Source organism: Streptomyces sp. NPDC012637, assembly GCF_042954805.1.
GTDB lineage: Bacteria > Actinomycetota > Actinomycetes > Streptomycetales > Streptomycetaceae > Streptomyces.
The window spans coordinates 106,156-120,472 of sequence record NZ_JBIBDS010000003.1; the positions used below are offsets into that span (position 1 = coordinate 106,156).

At 71.2% G+C, this 14,317-nt stretch carries 17 protein-coding genes; 4 read left to right on the forward strand and 13 right to left on the reverse strand.

The window, feature by feature from the left end; genetic code table 11:
* Positions 1–60: 60 nt before the first annotated feature.
* Positions 61–936 carry an SGNH/GDSL hydrolase family protein gene (locus ACFY8W_RS13490; protein ID WP_391104146.1) on the reverse strand — a complete coding sequence of 292 codons (876 nt, stop codon included), beginning with the start codon at positions 934–936 and terminating at the stop codon, positions 61–63.
* 262 nt (positions 937–1,198) lie between these two features.
* Here ACFY8W_RS13490 and ACFY8W_RS13495 point away from each other — a divergent pair, with 262 nt between their 5' ends.
* On the forward strand, positions 1,199–1,693 hold the full coding sequence (locus ACFY8W_RS13495; protein ID WP_391104149.1) for a DUF3145 family protein: 495 nt from the start codon (positions 1,199–1,201) through the stop codon (positions 1,691–1,693).
* 180 nt (positions 1,694–1,873) lie between these two features.
* On the opposite strand, the gene fabF is transcribed toward ACFY8W_RS13495, so the two are convergent.
* The 5 genes from fabF to fasR form a co-directional block, all read right to left on the reverse strand.
* A complete protein-coding gene (fabF, locus tag ACFY8W_RS13500) occupies positions 1,874–3,136 on the reverse strand; it encodes a beta-ketoacyl-ACP synthase II (RefSeq protein WP_391104152.1) in 1,263 nt (420 codons plus the stop codon).
* A gap of 94 nt (positions 3,137–3,230) precedes the next feature.
* On the reverse strand, positions 3,231–3,479 hold the full coding sequence (locus ACFY8W_RS13505; RefSeq protein ID WP_384417396.1) for an acyl carrier protein: 249 nt from the start codon (positions 3,477–3,479) through the stop codon (positions 3,231–3,233).
* Positions 3,480–3,540: 61 nt separating this feature from the next.
* Entirely contained in the window at positions 3,541–4,572 is a 1,032-nt protein-coding gene (locus ACFY8W_RS13510; protein ID WP_384417393.1) for a ketoacyl-ACP synthase III, read from the reverse strand.
* Between the two features lie 18 nt (positions 4,573–4,590).
* The gene (locus ACFY8W_RS13515) at positions 4,591–5,517 is read right to left on the reverse strand and encodes an acyltransferase domain-containing protein (RefSeq protein ID WP_391104155.1); all 927 of its coding nucleotides are present in this window, start codon (positions 5,515–5,517) and stop codon (positions 4,591–4,593) included.
* 89 nt (positions 5,518–5,606) lie between these two features.
* On the reverse strand, positions 5,607–6,788 hold the full coding sequence (fasR, locus tag ACFY8W_RS13520) for a fatty acid biosynthesis transcriptional regulator FasR (protein WP_391104158.1): 1,182 nt from the start codon (positions 6,786–6,788) through the stop codon (positions 5,607–5,609).
* Between the two features lie 90 nt (positions 6,789–6,878).
* On the opposite strand from fasR, the gene ACFY8W_RS13525 reads away from it, so the two are divergent.
* Together ACFY8W_RS13525 and ACFY8W_RS13530 are read left to right on the forward strand one after the other, a co-directional pair.
* Positions 6,879–7,538 carry a pirin family protein gene (locus tag ACFY8W_RS13525; RefSeq protein ID WP_391104161.1) on the forward strand — a complete coding sequence of 220 codons (660 nt, stop codon included), beginning with the start codon at positions 6,879–6,881 and terminating at the stop codon, positions 7,536–7,538.
* Positions 7,535–8,143: an SMI1/KNR4 family protein gene (locus ACFY8W_RS13530; protein WP_391104164.1), complete on the forward strand. Its 609-nt coding sequence runs from the start codon at positions 7,535–7,537 to the stop codon at positions 8,141–8,143. The genes ACFY8W_RS13525 and ACFY8W_RS13530 overlap by 4 nt, the downstream gene beginning before the upstream one ends.
* A gap of 11 nt (positions 8,144–8,154) precedes the next feature.
* Here the strand turns inward: ACFY8W_RS13530 and ACFY8W_RS13535 are convergent, their stop codons facing one another.
* The 6 genes from ACFY8W_RS13535 to ACFY8W_RS13560 all read right to left on the reverse strand — a co-directional run bounded on the left by ACFY8W_RS13535 (position 8,155) and on the right by ACFY8W_RS13560 (position 11,772).
* Positions 8,155–8,676, reverse strand: coding sequence for a hypothetical protein (locus tag ACFY8W_RS13535; RefSeq protein ID WP_391104167.1), 522 nt, complete (start codon positions 8,674–8,676; stop codon positions 8,155–8,157).
* Positions 8,669–9,139, reverse strand: a complete 471-nt coding sequence (locus ACFY8W_RS13540) for an SMI1/KNR4 family protein (RefSeq protein ID WP_391104170.1) — start codon at positions 9,137–9,139, stop codon at positions 8,669–8,671. The genes ACFY8W_RS13535 and ACFY8W_RS13540 overlap by 8 nt, the downstream gene beginning before the upstream one ends.
* 58 nt (positions 9,140–9,197) lie before the next feature.
* On the reverse strand, positions 9,198–9,392 hold the full coding sequence (locus ACFY8W_RS13545) for a DUF397 domain-containing protein (protein ID WP_391104173.1): 195 nt from the start codon (positions 9,390–9,392) through the stop codon (positions 9,198–9,200).
* Positions 9,376–10,200 (reverse strand): Scr1 family TA system antitoxin-like transcriptional regulator, encoded by an 825-nt coding sequence (locus ACFY8W_RS13550; RefSeq protein WP_391104176.1) that lies wholly within the window; start codon positions 10,198–10,200, stop codon positions 9,376–9,378. Before ACFY8W_RS13550 ends, ACFY8W_RS13545 begins: the two co-directional genes overlap by 17 nt.
* 115 nt (positions 10,201–10,315) lie before the next feature.
* A complete protein-coding gene (locus tag ACFY8W_RS13555; protein ID WP_391104179.1) occupies positions 10,316–10,837 on the reverse strand; it encodes a DUF664 domain-containing protein in 522 nt (173 codons plus the stop codon).
* 41 nt (positions 10,838–10,878) lie between these two features.
* Complete coding sequence (locus ACFY8W_RS13560; protein ID WP_391104182.1) at positions 10,879–11,772, reverse strand: oxidoreductase; 894 nt, start codon at positions 11,770–11,772, stop codon at positions 10,879–10,881.
* A 67-nt stretch (positions 11,773–11,839) separates the two neighbouring features.
* On the opposite strand from ACFY8W_RS13560, the gene ACFY8W_RS13565 reads away from it, so the two are divergent.
* Positions 11,840–12,838, forward strand: coding sequence for a DUF5937 family protein (locus ACFY8W_RS13565; protein ID WP_391104185.1), 999 nt, complete (start codon positions 11,840–11,842; stop codon positions 12,836–12,838).
* Positions 12,839–12,986: 148 nt separating this feature from the next.
* Here the strand turns inward: ACFY8W_RS13565 and ACFY8W_RS13570 are convergent, their stop codons facing one another.
* Positions 12,987–14,246 (reverse strand): Ig-like domain-containing protein, encoded by a 1,260-nt coding sequence (locus ACFY8W_RS13570; protein WP_391104188.1) that lies wholly within the window; start codon positions 14,244–14,246, stop codon positions 12,987–12,989.
* Between the last annotated feature and the right edge of the window lie 71 nt (positions 14,247–14,317).

Here is a 14,317-nt window from a genome sequence, read left to right on the forward strand (position 1 = left end):
CGGGGGCGTCCCGTCGGCGTGCCGGGCCCGCGACGCCCGCCACGCCCGACGGGGCACCCCCTACCTCCTGCTGATCTCCCGGTACGCGATCTCCGCCAGCCGGGCCTGGCCGTCCTTGCTCGGATGGAAGAAGTCCCACGGGCTCAGCTGGCCCTGGCCGAAGGCGAAGCCGAAGACCGCGCCGCCGTCGTAGCGGCAGCGGGCGTCCTCCGCGCAGACCTCGCGCAGCACCTCGTTGTACGCCACCACCCGGTCGCGGACCCGGGTCCGGCGCTCCTCGGCCGCGGCCCCCAGGTCCTCGGCGTCCGCCAGCATCGAGCCGCAGACGCCCAGTTTCCACACCTGACGGCCCATCGGGCTGACCCGGCCGGTCGCCCACAGCCGCCTCAGGTCCGGCACGCTCGACACGTACACCTGCGCCTTCGGCGCACCGGCCCGCAGCCGGGCGAGCGCCGTCGTGAACGAGGCGCGGAAGTCCTCGACCGGGGTCATGTCCGCCACCCGGTCCCGGCAGGCGTCGTTCGCGCCCATCATCACCGTCACCAGCTCCGGGCGTTGGGCCGCCGCGGCGGCCATCTGCTCCGGCAGCTCCGCCATCCGCGCCCCGCTGCGGGCCAGGTTCCAGCTGCGGCCGGCCACCTTCTGCGGACCGAGCAGCCGCAGCGCGAGACTGTTGACCGCGGCGTCCGTGCCGGTCGCCCAGGACACCTCGGGGCAGTCCGCGAGGACCGTGCAGGCGTCGAAGGCGCGGGTGATGGAGTCGCCGACGGCGGCGACCGAACCGGGCGAGGCGTCCCAGACGGGCGTGGGCCGCGGTTTCGGGGCCGGGGTCGGGGCCGACGCCGCGGTGGTTCCCGCCGAGCAGCCGGCCGTCACCGTCGCGCACAGCAGCGCGACCGCCGCGGCGGCCGTGCGGAATCGTCGTCGCCCGCGCATCCCGGCGGCCCCTCCTCGGCGTCCTGGCGAGTGAAAGCTTCGTGTCCACCCGCCCCCGACCGACCGTACGTCACCCCGACGCGGGCGCGGCACGGTAGCTTTTCCCCCGTCGAACCAGAGGCGCCCCTGCCGATCGGCTCCGGTAAATTACATCACGTCACATGCTGTCCCCTTTTTGGGGGTTTGCGAAGCTCATTCTTCGTGATGTTGTTTACTGAGGCCGCTGGGAAAAGGCGAACCTCGTCCCACACTGGAGGTCCCGGTGACGACACGTGGAGTCCTGTACGTTCACTCCGCACCGCGCGCGCTCTGCCCGCACGTCGAATGGGCGGTGGCGGGCGTACTCGGTGCGAGGGTCCAGCTCGACTGGATCCGTCAGCCCGCGTCCCCGGGCACCTGGAGAGCCGAGTTCTCCTGGCAGGGCGAGACCGGCACCGCCTCCAAACTCGCCTCGGCGCTGCGCGGCTGGCAGATGCTCCGCTTCGAGGTGACCGCCGAACCCTGCGCCACCGCGGAGGGCGAGCGCTACAGCGCCACGCCCGAGCTCGGCATCTTCCACGCCGTCACCGGCATCCACGGCGACATCCTGGTCCCCGAGGACCGGCTGCGCGCCGCCCTGGCCCGCGCCGCGCAGGGCGAGACGGTCCTGGAGGCCGAGATCGCCAAGCTGCTCGGCAAGCCCTGGGACGACGAACTGGAGCCCTTCCGCTACGCGGGTGAGGGCGCACCCGTCCGCTGGCTCCACCAGGTCGTCTGATCCTCCGAAGCGCCCCTCGTGCCCCTGGCGCTCCTCGCACCGCCCGGCGCCGGGGCGCCCCACGGGCTTCGGCGCGCTGCGCCGGCCCCGTCCACCTCGTGCTCGCGGCAGGTGACGACACGCCGGAGGCCCCCGGCCGGAACATCCCGGCAGGGGGCCTCACAGGCGTGTGACGGCGGATCAGACCGAACGGAAGGCCAGCACCACGTTGTGGCCGCCGAAGCCGAAGCTGTTGTTGATCGCGGCGATCGTGCCCTGGGGCAGCTCGCGCGGCTCGTCGCGGACGATGTCGGCGTCGACCTCCGGGTCCAGGTCGTCGACGTTGATCGTCGGCGGGGCCAGGCGGTGGTGCAGGGCGAGGACCGTGGCGACGGTCTCGATGCCGCCCGCGCCGCCCAGGAGGTGACCCGTCATCGACTTGGTCGCGGAGATCGCGACATGACCGAGGTCGTCGCCCAGGACCTTCCGCAGCGCCTTGATCTCGGCGACGTCGCCCTGCGGCGTCGACGTGGCGTGCGCGTTGAGGTGGACGACCTCGGAAGGCTTCAGGTCCGAGGCGTCGAGCAGGTTCTGCAGCGCCTCCGCGATGCCACGGCCGGTCGGCTCGGGCTGCGCGATGTGGTGGCTGTCGGCCGACAGGCCCTGGCCCAGCGCCTCGCAGTAGATCCGCGCGCCGCGCGCCTTCGCGTACTCCTCGGACTCGAGCACGATCACGCCCGCGCCCTCGCCCAGGACGAAGCCGTCACGGCCCTTGTCGTAGGGGCGGGAGGCCTTCTCGGGCTCGTCGTTGCTCTTGGACATCGCCATCATGTTGGCGAAGGCCGCGATCGGCAGCGGGTGGATCGCCGCCTCGGTGCCGCCGGCGACGACCACGTCGGCACGGCCGGTGCGGATCATCTCGATGGCGTAGCCGATGGCCTCGGCGCCCGACGCGCACGCGGACACGGGGGTGTGGACACCCGCGCGGGCGTTCACCTCCAGACCCACGTTGGCGGAGGGGCTGTTGGGCATGAGCATCGGCACGGTGTGCGGGGAGACGCGGCGGACGCCGGACTCCTTCAGCACGTCGTACTGGTCGAGCAGGGTGGTGACACCACCGATGCCGGAGGCGATGACGGAACCGAGACGCTCGGGAGCGATCTTGGAGTCCTCGCCGGCCGGGCCGGTGTAGCCCGCGTCGGCCCACGCCTCGCGCGCCGCGATCAGCGCGAACTGCGCCGAGCGGTCCAGCTTGCGGGCCTGGGGACGGGGGAGCACCTCGGACGGGTCCACGGCGATCTGCGCGGCGATACGCACGGGCAGTTCCGCGAAGCGCTCGCCCTCGAGGGGGCGGACGCCGGAGCGTCCCGCGAGGAGACCCTCCCAGGTGGAAGCGGAGTCGCCACCCAGCGGAGTCGTTGCGCCGATACCGGTGACGACCACGGTGCGATTGGTCGAGCTCACAGGAAATCTTTCTCCATGTGTGTGATGGTCGGAAGACGGCGCCACCGCTGGGTGGCGGACCGGGTCAGCCGGAGCGGGTCCGGCTGGGGCCGAATCAGGCCTGGTGCTTGAGGATGTAGTCGGTCGCGTCGCCGACGGTCTTGAGGTTCTTGACGTCCTCGTCCGGGATCTTGACGTCGAAGCGCTCTTCGGCGGCCACGACGACCTCGACCATGGACAGGGAGTCGACGTCCAGGTCGTCGGTGAAGGACTTGTCGAGCTCGACGTCCTCGACCGGAATGCCGGCGATCTCGTTCACGATCTCGGCGAGACCCTTGACGATCTCTTCCTGGGTGGCGGCCATGCTGGCGCTCCTTCTTGTGTCTGTGCTGAGGTAACGGGCTTTCCGGAGAGATCCGGAGTGCCTAGGGGAGAGTAACGACCGTCGCGGCGAAGACGAGACCCGCCCCGAAGCCGATGATGAGCGCCGTGTCGCCGCTCTTCGCCTTCCCGGTCGCCAGGAGCCGCTCCATCGCGAGCGGAATCGAGGCGGCCGAGGTGTTGCCGGTGGTCTCCACGTCGCGGGCGACCGTGACGTGCTCCGGCAGCTTGAGCGTCTTCACCATCGAGTCGATGATCCGCATGTTGGCCTGGTGCGGGATGAAGACGTCCAGGTCGTCCGCCGAGATGCCGGCGGCGTCCAGCGCCTGCTGGGCGACCTTCGCCATCTCGAAGACGGCCCAGCGGAACACCGCCTGGCCCTCCTGCGTGATGGCCGGGAACTTGACCTCGCCCTTGTCGTTCAGGGGAAGCTTCGACACGTCGCCGAGCTGGAACTCGTTCCACGGCACGGTCTGCTTGATCGTCTCGGACTTGTCGCCCTCCGAACCCCAGACCGTGGGGCCGATGTGCGGCTCGTCCGACGGGCCGACGACCACGGCGCCCGCGCCGTCGCCGAACAGGAAGGCCGTCGCACGGTCCTCGAGGTCCGTCAGGTCGCTCAGCCGCTCCACGCCGATCACGAGGACGTACTCGGCGGAACCCTCGACGATCATGCCCTTGGCGAGCGTGAGGCCGTAGCCGAAGCCCGCGCAGCCGGCGGAGATGTCGAACGCGGCCGGCTTGCCGGAGCCGATCTTGTCCGCGATCTCGGTCGCCACCGCCGGGGTCTGCTTGAAGTGCGACACCGTGGAGACGACGACCGCGCCGATCTGCTCGGGGTCGATCCCGGCGTCGGCGATGGCCTTGCCCGCGGCCTCCACGGACATCGCCGTGACCGTCTCCTCGGGGGACGCCCAGTGACGGGTCGCGATGCCGGAACGCGAACGGATCCACTCGTCCGACGAGTCGATCTTCTCGAGGATCACCTCGTTGGGCACCACACGGGTCGGGCGGTAGCCGCCGACACCGAGGATGCGCGCGTACGGGGCGCCCTTACTGGGCTTGATCTTCGCCATGCTTGTCGACACTCCTTGTCAGGCCGAGGCCGTCTCCGCGACGAGCGTGCGGGCCGCGTCGAGGTCGTCCGGGGTCTTCAGGGCCACGGTGCGGACACCGGGCAGGGCGCGCTTGGCGATGCCGGTCAGGGTGCCGCCGGGGCACACCTCGATCAGGCCGGTCGCGCCGAGCTCCTGGAAGGTCTCCATGCACAGGTCCCAGCGGACCGGGTTGGCGACCTGGCCGACCAGGCGGGCGATGACCTCCGCGCCACCGGTGACGACCTTGCCGTCCTTGTTGGAGACGTAGGCCGTGGCCGGGTCCGCCGGGGACAGGCCCTGGGCCGCCTCCTCCAGCTTCGCCACGGCGGGCGCCATGTGGTGCGTGTGGAACGCGCCGGCGACCTTCAGTGGAACGACCCGGCGGACGCCCTCGGGCTTGTCCTCGGCCAGGGCGGCCAGCTGCTCCAGGGTGCCGGCGGCCACGATCTGGCCGGCGCCGTTCACGTTCGCCGGGGTCAGACCCAGCTTCTCCAGGTGCGGGACGGTCACCTCGGGGTCGCCGCCGAGCAGCGCCGACATGCCGGTCTCGGTGATCGCGGCGGCCTCGGCCATCGCCAGACCACGGGACCGCACGAGCTGCAGCGCGGCGGTGTCGTCGAGGACGCCCGCGAACGCGGCGGCGGTGAACTCGCCGACGCTGTGGCCCGCGACCGCGCCGGGAGCGAGGTCGAGGCCGTCGGCGAGGGCGGCGGCGGAGAGCAGGCCTGCGGCCACGAGCAGCGGCTGGGCCACGGCGGTGTCACGGATCTCGTCCGCGTCCGCCTTCGTGCCGTAGTGGGCAAGGTCGAGCCCGATGGCGTCGGACCAGGCCGCGACGCGGTCGGCGGCACCGGGGATTTCGAGCCAGGGAGTCAGGAAGCCGGGCGTCTGAGCGCCTTGGCCGGGAGCGACGAGTACGAGCACCCTCACACTCTCTCTTGGGGACGGTCCTGGACGCCCGTGGGGACAAGGACGAAGAACCGTCGGGGGAATTGTTGGTGTTCGACAAAAGTCTAGGACTGCGTATCCGCGTCGGCCAAGCGCCCGAGGATGAGCGCGATCCGCAGGGTGAAGGCCGACCGGACGTCGGAGGGTGACCATCCGGTGACGTCGGTCACACGTCGAAGCCGGTAGCGCACGGTGTTCGGGTGCACGAAGAGCATCCGCGCCGCGCCTTCCAGACTGCTCGCCTGCTCCAGGTAGACACTGAGCGTTTCGAGGAGCGCCGATCCGGCTTCTTCCAGCGGTCTGTAGATCTCCTCCACCAACTGCTCGCGGGCCGAAGGGTCGGAGGCGATCGCGCGCTCCGGCAGGAGATCGTCCGCGAGCACCGGGCGCGGGGCGTCCTGCCAGGCCGAACACGCCTTGAGGCCGGCCGCGGCGGCCTGCGCGGACCGGGTCGCCGCGAGCAGGTCGGGCACCACGGGCCCGGCGACGACGGGCCCCGCCGCATAGGGCCCGATCAGCGCCTTGGCGACCGCCAGCGGGTTGTCGTTGCCGCCCGCGATCACCACGAGCCGGTCGCCGAGGACGCCGGTGAGGACCTGGAGCTTGGCGTGCCGGGCGGCCCGGCGGATCGCCTCGACGGTCAGTTCGCTGTCCCCGTCGGGCGCGGTCCCGAGCACCACGCACACGTTCTCCGGCGAATTCCAGCCAAGGGCCGCGGCGCGGGACACGGCGCCTTCGTCTGCCTCGCCCGACAGCACCGCGTTGACGACGAGCGACTCGAGCCGCGCGTCCCACGCGCCCCGGGCCTCCGCGGCCTGCGCGTACACCTGGGCGGTCGCGAAGGCGATCTCCCGCGCGTACACCAGCAGCGCCTCGCGCAGGACCGACGCGTCACCGGGCGCGGCGACCTCCTCGATCGCCGACTCCATGACCTCGATCGTCGTACGGACCATCTCCACGGTCTGCCGCAGCGTGATCGCCCGGGTCAGCTCGCGCGGCGCGGTCCCGAAGACGTCGGTGGAGATCGCCTGCGGGGTCTCCGGGTGCCGGAACCACTCCGTGAACGCGGCGATGCCGGCCTGCGCGACCAGACCGATCCACGACCGGTTCTCGGGCGGCATCGCCCGGTACCACGGCAGCGTCTCGTCCATGCGGGCAATGGCGCTGGCGGCGAGCCGCCCGGAGGACTGCTCCAGGCGTTTCAGGGTCGCGGCATGCGGGTGAGCGGCGTTCACGGGTTCAGACACGGGGACAAGACTGCCTTATCGGGACGGCGACGTGCGGGGTCGGGGCGGTTTCGCCGCCATCGCGGCGGCGGCCACGGCTACCGTGACCCCGTGATACGCATCCAGCGCGGCGGGGAGCGGTACCCCGGAGGCGACCCGGAGACCGGCATCGACACCCGGCACGCCTTCTCCTTCGGCCGGTTCTACGACCCCGACAACCTCCGCTTCGGCGCGCTGCTCGCCTGCAACGAGGAGCGCCTGGCCCCCGGCTCCGGCTTCGACGAGCACCCCCACAGCCACACGGAGATCGTCACCTGGGTCGTCGAGGGCGAGCTCACCCACCGCGATTCGACGGGCCACGCGACCGTCGTCCGCCGCGGCGACCTCCAGCACCTGAGCGCGGCGGCCGGCGTGCGGCACGTCGAGCGGAACGACGGCCCCGACCCGCTGGTCTTCGTCCAGATGTGGCTGGCGCCGACGCAGCCGGGCGGCGAGCCCGCCTACGACGTCGTCCGCGGCATCGCCGACGCCACCCCGTACGCCGTCCCTGCGGCCGGCGCGATGCTCCACGTCCGCCGCCTGGAACTGGGCGAGCGGGCAGCGGTCCCGGACGCCGACCACGTGTACGTCCACGTGGTGCGCGGCACGGTCCGGCTGGCGGGCGAGGAGCTGGGGGCGGGCGACGCGGCCCGGGCGACGGGGGAGGAGGGGCTGGCGCTGCTGGCTACGGCGGACGCGGAGGTTCTGGTGTGGGAGATGTCGGCGCCGTGACCGGGACGACCGACTACGTGCCGGCCGTCACGGCGATGCTCGGCCCGCCCCGGAACCGCCACACGGACCCGGCCGCCTGGGAGCGGCTCCACGCCGCCCTTGGCATCCGGCTGCCGTCCGACTACCGAACCCTCGTCGACGCGTACGCTCCCATCCAGCTCAACGGCCACCTGTACCTGACCCACCCCGCGCCGGAACGCTGGAATCTGGGCCAGCAGATCCAGGACAAAGTCCAAGCGTGGTCTGCCATACCTTGGGACGGCCTCGCCCCTGACGAGGACCCCCGCCAGCTGCTCGGCGTCGAGGAACTGCGCTTCGGCACCAGCGACGGGCTGTGGCCGCTCGCGAGCACCGACCGCGGAGAGACCGTCTTCCTGCTGACCGCGGACGGGGCGGCTCGTTGCCTCGTGGTCGAGGACGGGGAGGGCGGCTGGGCACGGTACGACATGGGCTTCGCCGAGTGGCTCTACCGCTACCTCATCGGCGAGGACATGGCCGGCCCCAACAGCTCGGCCTTCTACCCCGGCCCGGTGCGGCTGTGCCACCTCCCGATGACCGCCGACGACCTTCCGGAGGAGTGGCGGGGCCCGGAGCGCGGCATGTGACTCCGCCGCTCTCAGACGAGCGAGTCGCGGAGATTCCTGCGCTCGCCACCCAAGTACGTCAGGACATCGACGAACTCGTCGAAGAAGGAGCTGTCTCCTTCTCCGATGAGCCAGTACCGCGCACCGGATCCGATGTCGCCCATGAAGACGCCGACACTGTGACCTGAATTCAGCGCGACCGGAAAGAGCGGCACCCCCTCGGGGATCCCCTCGTCCAGGTGGAGACCGATGTCCCGAGAGTCTTCGAGGAGGCGCGCGGCGGCTTCGCCCGGCCCGTCGGGACCCCAGTCCTTGACTCCGAGAATCGACAGGTGGAACCCGTTCATCCCATCCGTGATCGCGAGAAACTCGCGATACCCGTCGTCCCACGCGACCTCGGATCGCGCTTCCAGGCCGACTCGCTCACTCGCCGCTGCGGGTTCGTACAGCGCGGGCGCCGGGGTGCATCCGATGGGTGACTCCGAGAGGTATTCGACGAGCCGATCCCTGAAGAGTCGATGCACGATGTCCTTGACGTTCGCAGGCTCAGTCAAGGGTTTCCACCGGATGAAGAGACGTCAGGTCCGCCATGTACGCGAGCACCTCATAGAAGTCCACGAAGAAGGAACTTGATCCCCCTCCCACCCGCCAGAAGCGATAGGGAACGTCCGAACCGAGATTCAGCATGAAGATGCCGTCCCTGCCGAACTCGTCGATGGCGACGGGAAACAGCGCAACGCCACGGGGTATGCCCACGTCCCACGCCGTGTCGGCGTCTTCGAGCACTTTCAGGTACGCGGCGGCGTCCTTGCCTCGGCCACCTGGTGTCCAATCGCGGCAGCCGAGGTAGGTGAAGGAATCTCCCTGCATGCCATCCGTCGACAGGAGGAATTCACGGTACGAAGGCTCAAGGTACCCGTTGAAGCGACGCTGGAGCTCGGCGATCTGATCCGCACTCGTCGGTGGGTGCACGGTCGGAACGGATGACCCGCCGATCGGCGAGTTCGCGAAGTGCACCCTCACGAACCTCTCGAACGCTTGGGACACAAGCCTTTGCATTCTCACGGCAGTGGGGCTAGCGGACAGCGTCCACGAACGTCTGCCACGCCTCGGCGCCGACGATCAGGACCGGGCCGGCGGGGTTCTTGCTGTCGCGGACGGGGACGGCGCCGGGGTGGCCGTCGGCGACCTCGACGCATTCGCCGCCGTTGGTGCCGCTGTACGAGGACTTCCGCCACCGCGCTCCGGGCAGGTCAGGACGGGTCTCCATAGCGTTCCTCCATCACGCGAGCGATCAGTACCGCCGAGTCCTCGGTGGAGAGGGCCGTGGCTTGCAGCCGAGCGTAGCCGACGGAACGCTCCTTGATCACGGACGGATTGGCGGTCATGTGGCCCTGGTCGTAACTGTCGACGTAGAACAGGGCGGGGTCGTCGTCGAACCTGAGAAGCGTGAACGAACCCATCATGCCCGCGTGCTCGCCGACGGCGAAGGGCAGCACCTGGATGTGTACCCACGGGTTGTCGCGGAAGCTCAGGAGATGCGCGAGTTGTTCGCGCATGACCTCGCGACTGCCCACCTGCTGGAGCAGCACGGCCTCGCTCAGCACGACCCACAGTGCCGGCGGTTCGGCACGCTCCAGGATGCGCTGGCGTTCGAGGCGAGCCGCCAGCAACTCCTCGACCTTGTCCGGGTAGTCGACGGCAAGCAGCGCCCGCGCGTATGCGGGTGTCTGCAGCAGGCCGTGCACCACCTGGGTCTGGAACGTGGAGATGTATGTGGCGCGCGCCTCCATCTCCGCGTACGGCTGGAACCACGACGGCAGCTGGCTGCGCAGCACCAGGCCGATCAGGCGGGAGAACAGGCCGCCCGTGCCCAGGGCCGCGTCCACCCGTTCGGAGAACTCGCGGGTGGGGAGTTTCCTCGTGGTCTCGATCTGGCCGACCAGGGAGCCCGTGCAGAAGATGCAGTCGCCGAGCTGGTTCTGGGTGAGCCCGGCCGCCTCGCGTTGGCGGCGGAGTTCCCAGCCGTAGTAGTCCAACGGGGAGGCGCTGGGGTCGAGTTGGGCGATGTTGACCACGGTGGGTACCTCCGGCCTGCGACGCGCGCGGCGTCTCGTTCCGCTCTGTCGCCGAGCGTAGTCGGCGCGTCACGGGCCGGTGGCGTGAATCGGATAAACCACCCGCAGGGGTGTTTCAGCTGCCCGTACGGCCGTCGAGGAGCTCGCGGATGATGTCCAGGTGGCCGTTGTGGCGGGCCGTCTCCTCGATGAGGTGCAGGAGGATCCAGCGGAGGTCCACCTCAAGGCCGTCGCGGACGGGGCGCTTGGCCTTCGCGTCCAGGCCGTGGTCGGCGACCAGGCGGCGGAAGCGGGCGCTCTGCTCCTCGTACTCGGCGATGAGCCGGGGCAGCGGGATGTCGACCGCCGTCCGCATCTCGGGGTCGGGGTCGTCGTCGGTCGCCTCGGCGAGCGGGCCCTGGAGTTCTCCGCCCAGGAACACCACGTCCAGCCACCAGTGCTCGCACCAGCGCAGATGGCTGATCAGCCCACACAGCGTCATCAGCGGCGAGTGCGGGAGGGGAGCCTTGCGGGCGTCCTCCGCGGACACGCCCTCGCACTTGGCGACCGCCGTGGCGCGGGCGTAGTCCAGGAAGGTGGTCAGCTGCGTGCGCTCGTCCCAGGAGGGCGGCGTATCGGTGCGTTCAGTCGTCGTCATCGGCGAGAGTCTGCCGCCCGCCCGAGGTGGGTGTCGAACGGTTAACGCGCGTCCAGGACGGTGAGTTCGTCGTCGGACAGGCGCAGCGCGCCGGCCGCGACGTTCTGGTCGAGGTGGTCGAGGTCGCCGGTGCCGGGGATGGCCAGGACGTGCGAGCCCCGGTGCAGCGTCCAGGCCAGCCGGACCTGGGCGGTGCTCACCCCACGGGCGCGGGCGACCGCCCGCACCGCGCCGCTGTCGTCGGCGGGCGCGCCGGCCGTGCGTCCGTCACCCGCGATCGAGTAGAACGGCACGAAGGCGATCCCCTGTTCACCGCAGAGGCGCAGGAGTTCCTCCTGTTCGGACGGTGCGCCGATGCCGTACATGTTCTGGACGCAGACCACCGGGGCGATGGCCTGCGCCTCGGCGAGGTGGTGGGGACGGATGTTGGACAGGCCCAGGTGGCGGACGAGTCCGGCGTCGCGCAGTTCGGCGAGTGCGCCGAAGCGTTCGGCGATGGAGTCGGTGCCGACGATCCGCAGGTTGACCACGTCGAGGTGGTCGCGGCCGAGCTGCCGCAGGTTCTCCTCGACCTGGCCGCGCAGCTGTCCGGGGGTGGCATGGGGCAGCCAGGTGCCGGAGGGGTCGCGGCCCGGTCCGACCTTGGTGACGATGACGAGGTCGTCCGGGTAGGGGGCCAGGGCGTGGTTGATCAGCTCGTTGGCGGAGCGCAGCGGCGAGAAGTAGAAGGCGGCGGTGTCGACGTGGTTCACGCCGAGTTCGACCGCGCGGCGCAGCACTCGGACCGCCTGGTCGCGGTCGCGCGGGACCGCGTCGGGCGTGAGCGCCTCGCCGTGCTGGGTGAGGCGCATCGCGCCGAAGCCGATCCGGTTGACCGTGCGGTCGCCGAGCTCCCAGGTGCCGGACGCCGCCGCGGTGATGGTTTGTGAGGTCATGGCGTGATGATCCGCGCGCGGTAGGCTGGCCCGCCATTGATTCGGACATGCCTGAATCCATCGAGGAGTGGTCGTCCTGGCAGAGCTGGCGTTCTCGGCGGGGGACCTGGCACAGGTGCGGTTCGCCGTCTCTCCGATGTGGGAGGTCGCGCCCAGTTTCCGGCTGCTGACGTCCCGCGCCGGGCATCCGGTCCACCGGCCCTGGGTCGAGCAGGTGCGGCCGCGCGTGGTGGCCGCCGGGCTGCACGAGGGGTGGCTCGCCGAGCTGATCACGTCCGCCGGCTACGTGCCCGACTTCCTCAACCCGGCCCCCGCCGGGCCGGCGCCCGCGCCGGCGGCGGAGCTGCGGGCGATCCTGGCCTCACCCGCCGACCGGGTACGCGAGGACCTCGATCACCTCGCCCGCCACCAGGGGCACCTCGGCCCACGGCTGCGGGCCCTGCACGCCGACCCGCCAAGCCGCCTCGCCAAGGTCGTCCACGAGATCGAAAGGTACTGGGATCTGGCCCTGGCCCCCTACTGGGGACGGGTGAAGGCCGTACTGGACGCCGACATCCACCACCGGGCCCGGACGGTCGCCGAGCACGGCGCGGGCCGGCTCTTCGACGACCTGCACGACTCGGTGAGCTGGCACGGCAGTGCGCTGCGGCTGGCCCGCCGAAAGCGGCAGCTGTCCCGCGAGTCCGCGGGTGCGGGGCTGCTCCTCATCCCCTCGGCGTTCAGCGGACCCGGGCTGCGGAGCCGGGTGCGACCGCCGGACCCGCCGCAGCTCGCCTACCCGGCACGGGGCACCGGCGGGCTGTGGGAGAAACGGCCCGCCGCCGGAGCCGGCGTCCTCGCACCCGTACTCGGCCGCTCGCGCGCCCTGTTGCTGAGCGAGCTGGAGGCGCCCGCCTCCACCACCGAACTGGCCCACCGCACCGGGCTCTCCCCGGCCGCGGTTTCCCAGTACCTCACCGCGCTGCGCGACGCGGGCCTGGTCAGCGCCCACCGCGCCGGCCGCTCCGTCCTCTACGCCCGCACCGCCGCCGCCGAGACCCTCCTGGAGGCCGCCTCCTCCGCCTGAGGCCGATGTCCCGGGTCCCATGTCCCGGGTCCCATGTCCCGGGTCCCGGGTCCCGCGGCCCTGAGGCCCGGAAGCCCTGAGGCCCGGAAGTCCCGAGGTCCGGAAGCCCACCCCCGAAGGGCTTCCGGACCGGCCAGGGGCGTCCCCGTCAGTGCAGCGCGCTCTTCGCCTTCCAGGCCGGCCACGACACGTTCCACGCCCCGTAGCCGTTGCCCTCCGCCACCGTGCCCTTGGTGTCCTCGCCCTTGATCTCGAAGGGGTCGCCGGGGCGGACCAGGTCGTAGAAGGACCGGGCCTGTTCGGTGCTCATGCCGATGCAGCCGGAGCTCTTGTTCGCGCGGCCGAAGTAGGCGGCGTTCCACGGCGCCGCGTGGGCGTACATGCCCGACCAGGTCAGGCGCATCGAGTAGTCGACCATCTTGTCGTAGGCGTCGCCGAGGCCGACCGTCTCGGAGTTCATGTTGATCGTGCCCTCCTTCGCCATGAGCACGGCCGTGCCCCGCCAGGAGCGCTTGTCGCCGCCGGGCGTGCCGCCGGAGACCGGGATGGTGCGGACGGTGCGGCCGTCGCGCTGGACGGTGAGCTTCTTGGTGTCCAGGTCGACCTTGACCACCTGGGCCTGGTCGGAGACGGTGAAGCCGGTGCGGTAGTCGCGGACGAACCAGCCGCCGCTGCCGCCCGAGTCGGTGCCGTCGAGCGTCGCCTCCAGGGTCACCTTGGTGCCCGGCTTCCAGTACTCCTTGGGCCGCCAGTCCACCCGGTCCTTGCCCGAGTAGTCCGTCAGCCAGCCCCACGAGCCCTCGGTGGAGTCGGACGTCGTGACCTTCAACTGGCGCTCCACGTCCGCCTTGTTCTTCACCGGGCGGTCGAACACGATCGACAGCGGCTGCGCGATGCCCACCGTGGTGTTCTTGCCGGGCGCCAGCGTCAGCTTGTTGACCGTGTCCGCCTCCGGGATCGCGTGCGTCGACCGGGACGTCGTCTCCTTGCCGCCGGCGCTGCGCGCGGTCACCTCGACCGTGTACGAGGTGCCGGGCGCGGCCTTGCGGTCCGAGGTCCAGGTGCCCCCACCGGACGCGGTACGGCCCGCGAGCACGCCGCCGTCCCCGTCGACCACCTTCACCCGCGCGAGGGTGCCGCCGCTCGCCGTCACGGTCATGGGCCGGCCGGCCGCCGGGGGAGCCACGGTCACCTTCGCCGGGGTGTCCGGCGAGGCGGTGGCCGGAGGCTTGGCGTCGTCCGCCGTCGCCGCCGAACAGGCGGTCAGCGACGCCGCCGTGAGAACGAGCAGGGATATGCGTATACGTGTCCGCAGCACGGGACAGACCTCCGCAGGAGGAGTGGGAAAGCGTGGGATGAACCGGACTCTAGGGCGCCCCGAACCGCCCGCGCCCGGCCCCCGGGCCATGTGACGGCGGCTGAAGAGAAACGGTCATCGTCCGGTCACATTCCTCGCGCGGACCGGTCAATACCGGCTGT

Excerpts from the sequence above, each read along its gene's own strand:
- ACFY8W_RS13545 (WP_391104173.1), bottom strand. The coding sequence starts at position 9,392 with ATGGAGACCCGTCCTGACCTGCCCGGAGCGCGGTGGCGGAAGTCCTCG.
- ACFY8W_RS13505 (WP_384417396.1), bottom strand. The coding sequence starts at position 3,479 with ATGGCCGCCACCCAGGAAGAGATCGTCAAGGGTCTCGCCGAGATCGTG.
- ACFY8W_RS13555 (WP_391104179.1), bottom strand. The coding sequence starts at position 10,837 with ATGACGACGACTGAACGCACCGATACGCCGCCCTCCTGGGACGAGCGC.
- ACFY8W_RS13560 (WP_391104182.1), bottom strand. The coding sequence starts at position 11,772 with ATGACCTCACAAACCATCACCGCGGCGGCGTCCGGCACCTGGGAGCTC.
- ACFY8W_RS13570 (WP_391104188.1), bottom strand. The coding sequence starts at position 14,246 with ATGGCCCGGGGGCCGGGCGCGGGCGGTTCGGGGCGCCCTAGAGTCCGG.
- ACFY8W_RS13490 (WP_391104146.1), bottom strand. The coding sequence starts at position 936 with ATGCGCGGGCGACGACGATTCCGCACGGCCGCCGCGGCGGTCGCGCTG.
- ACFY8W_RS13510 (WP_384417393.1), bottom strand. The coding sequence starts at position 4,572 with ATGGCGAAGATCAAGCCCAGTAAGGGCGCCCCGTACGCGCGCATCCTC.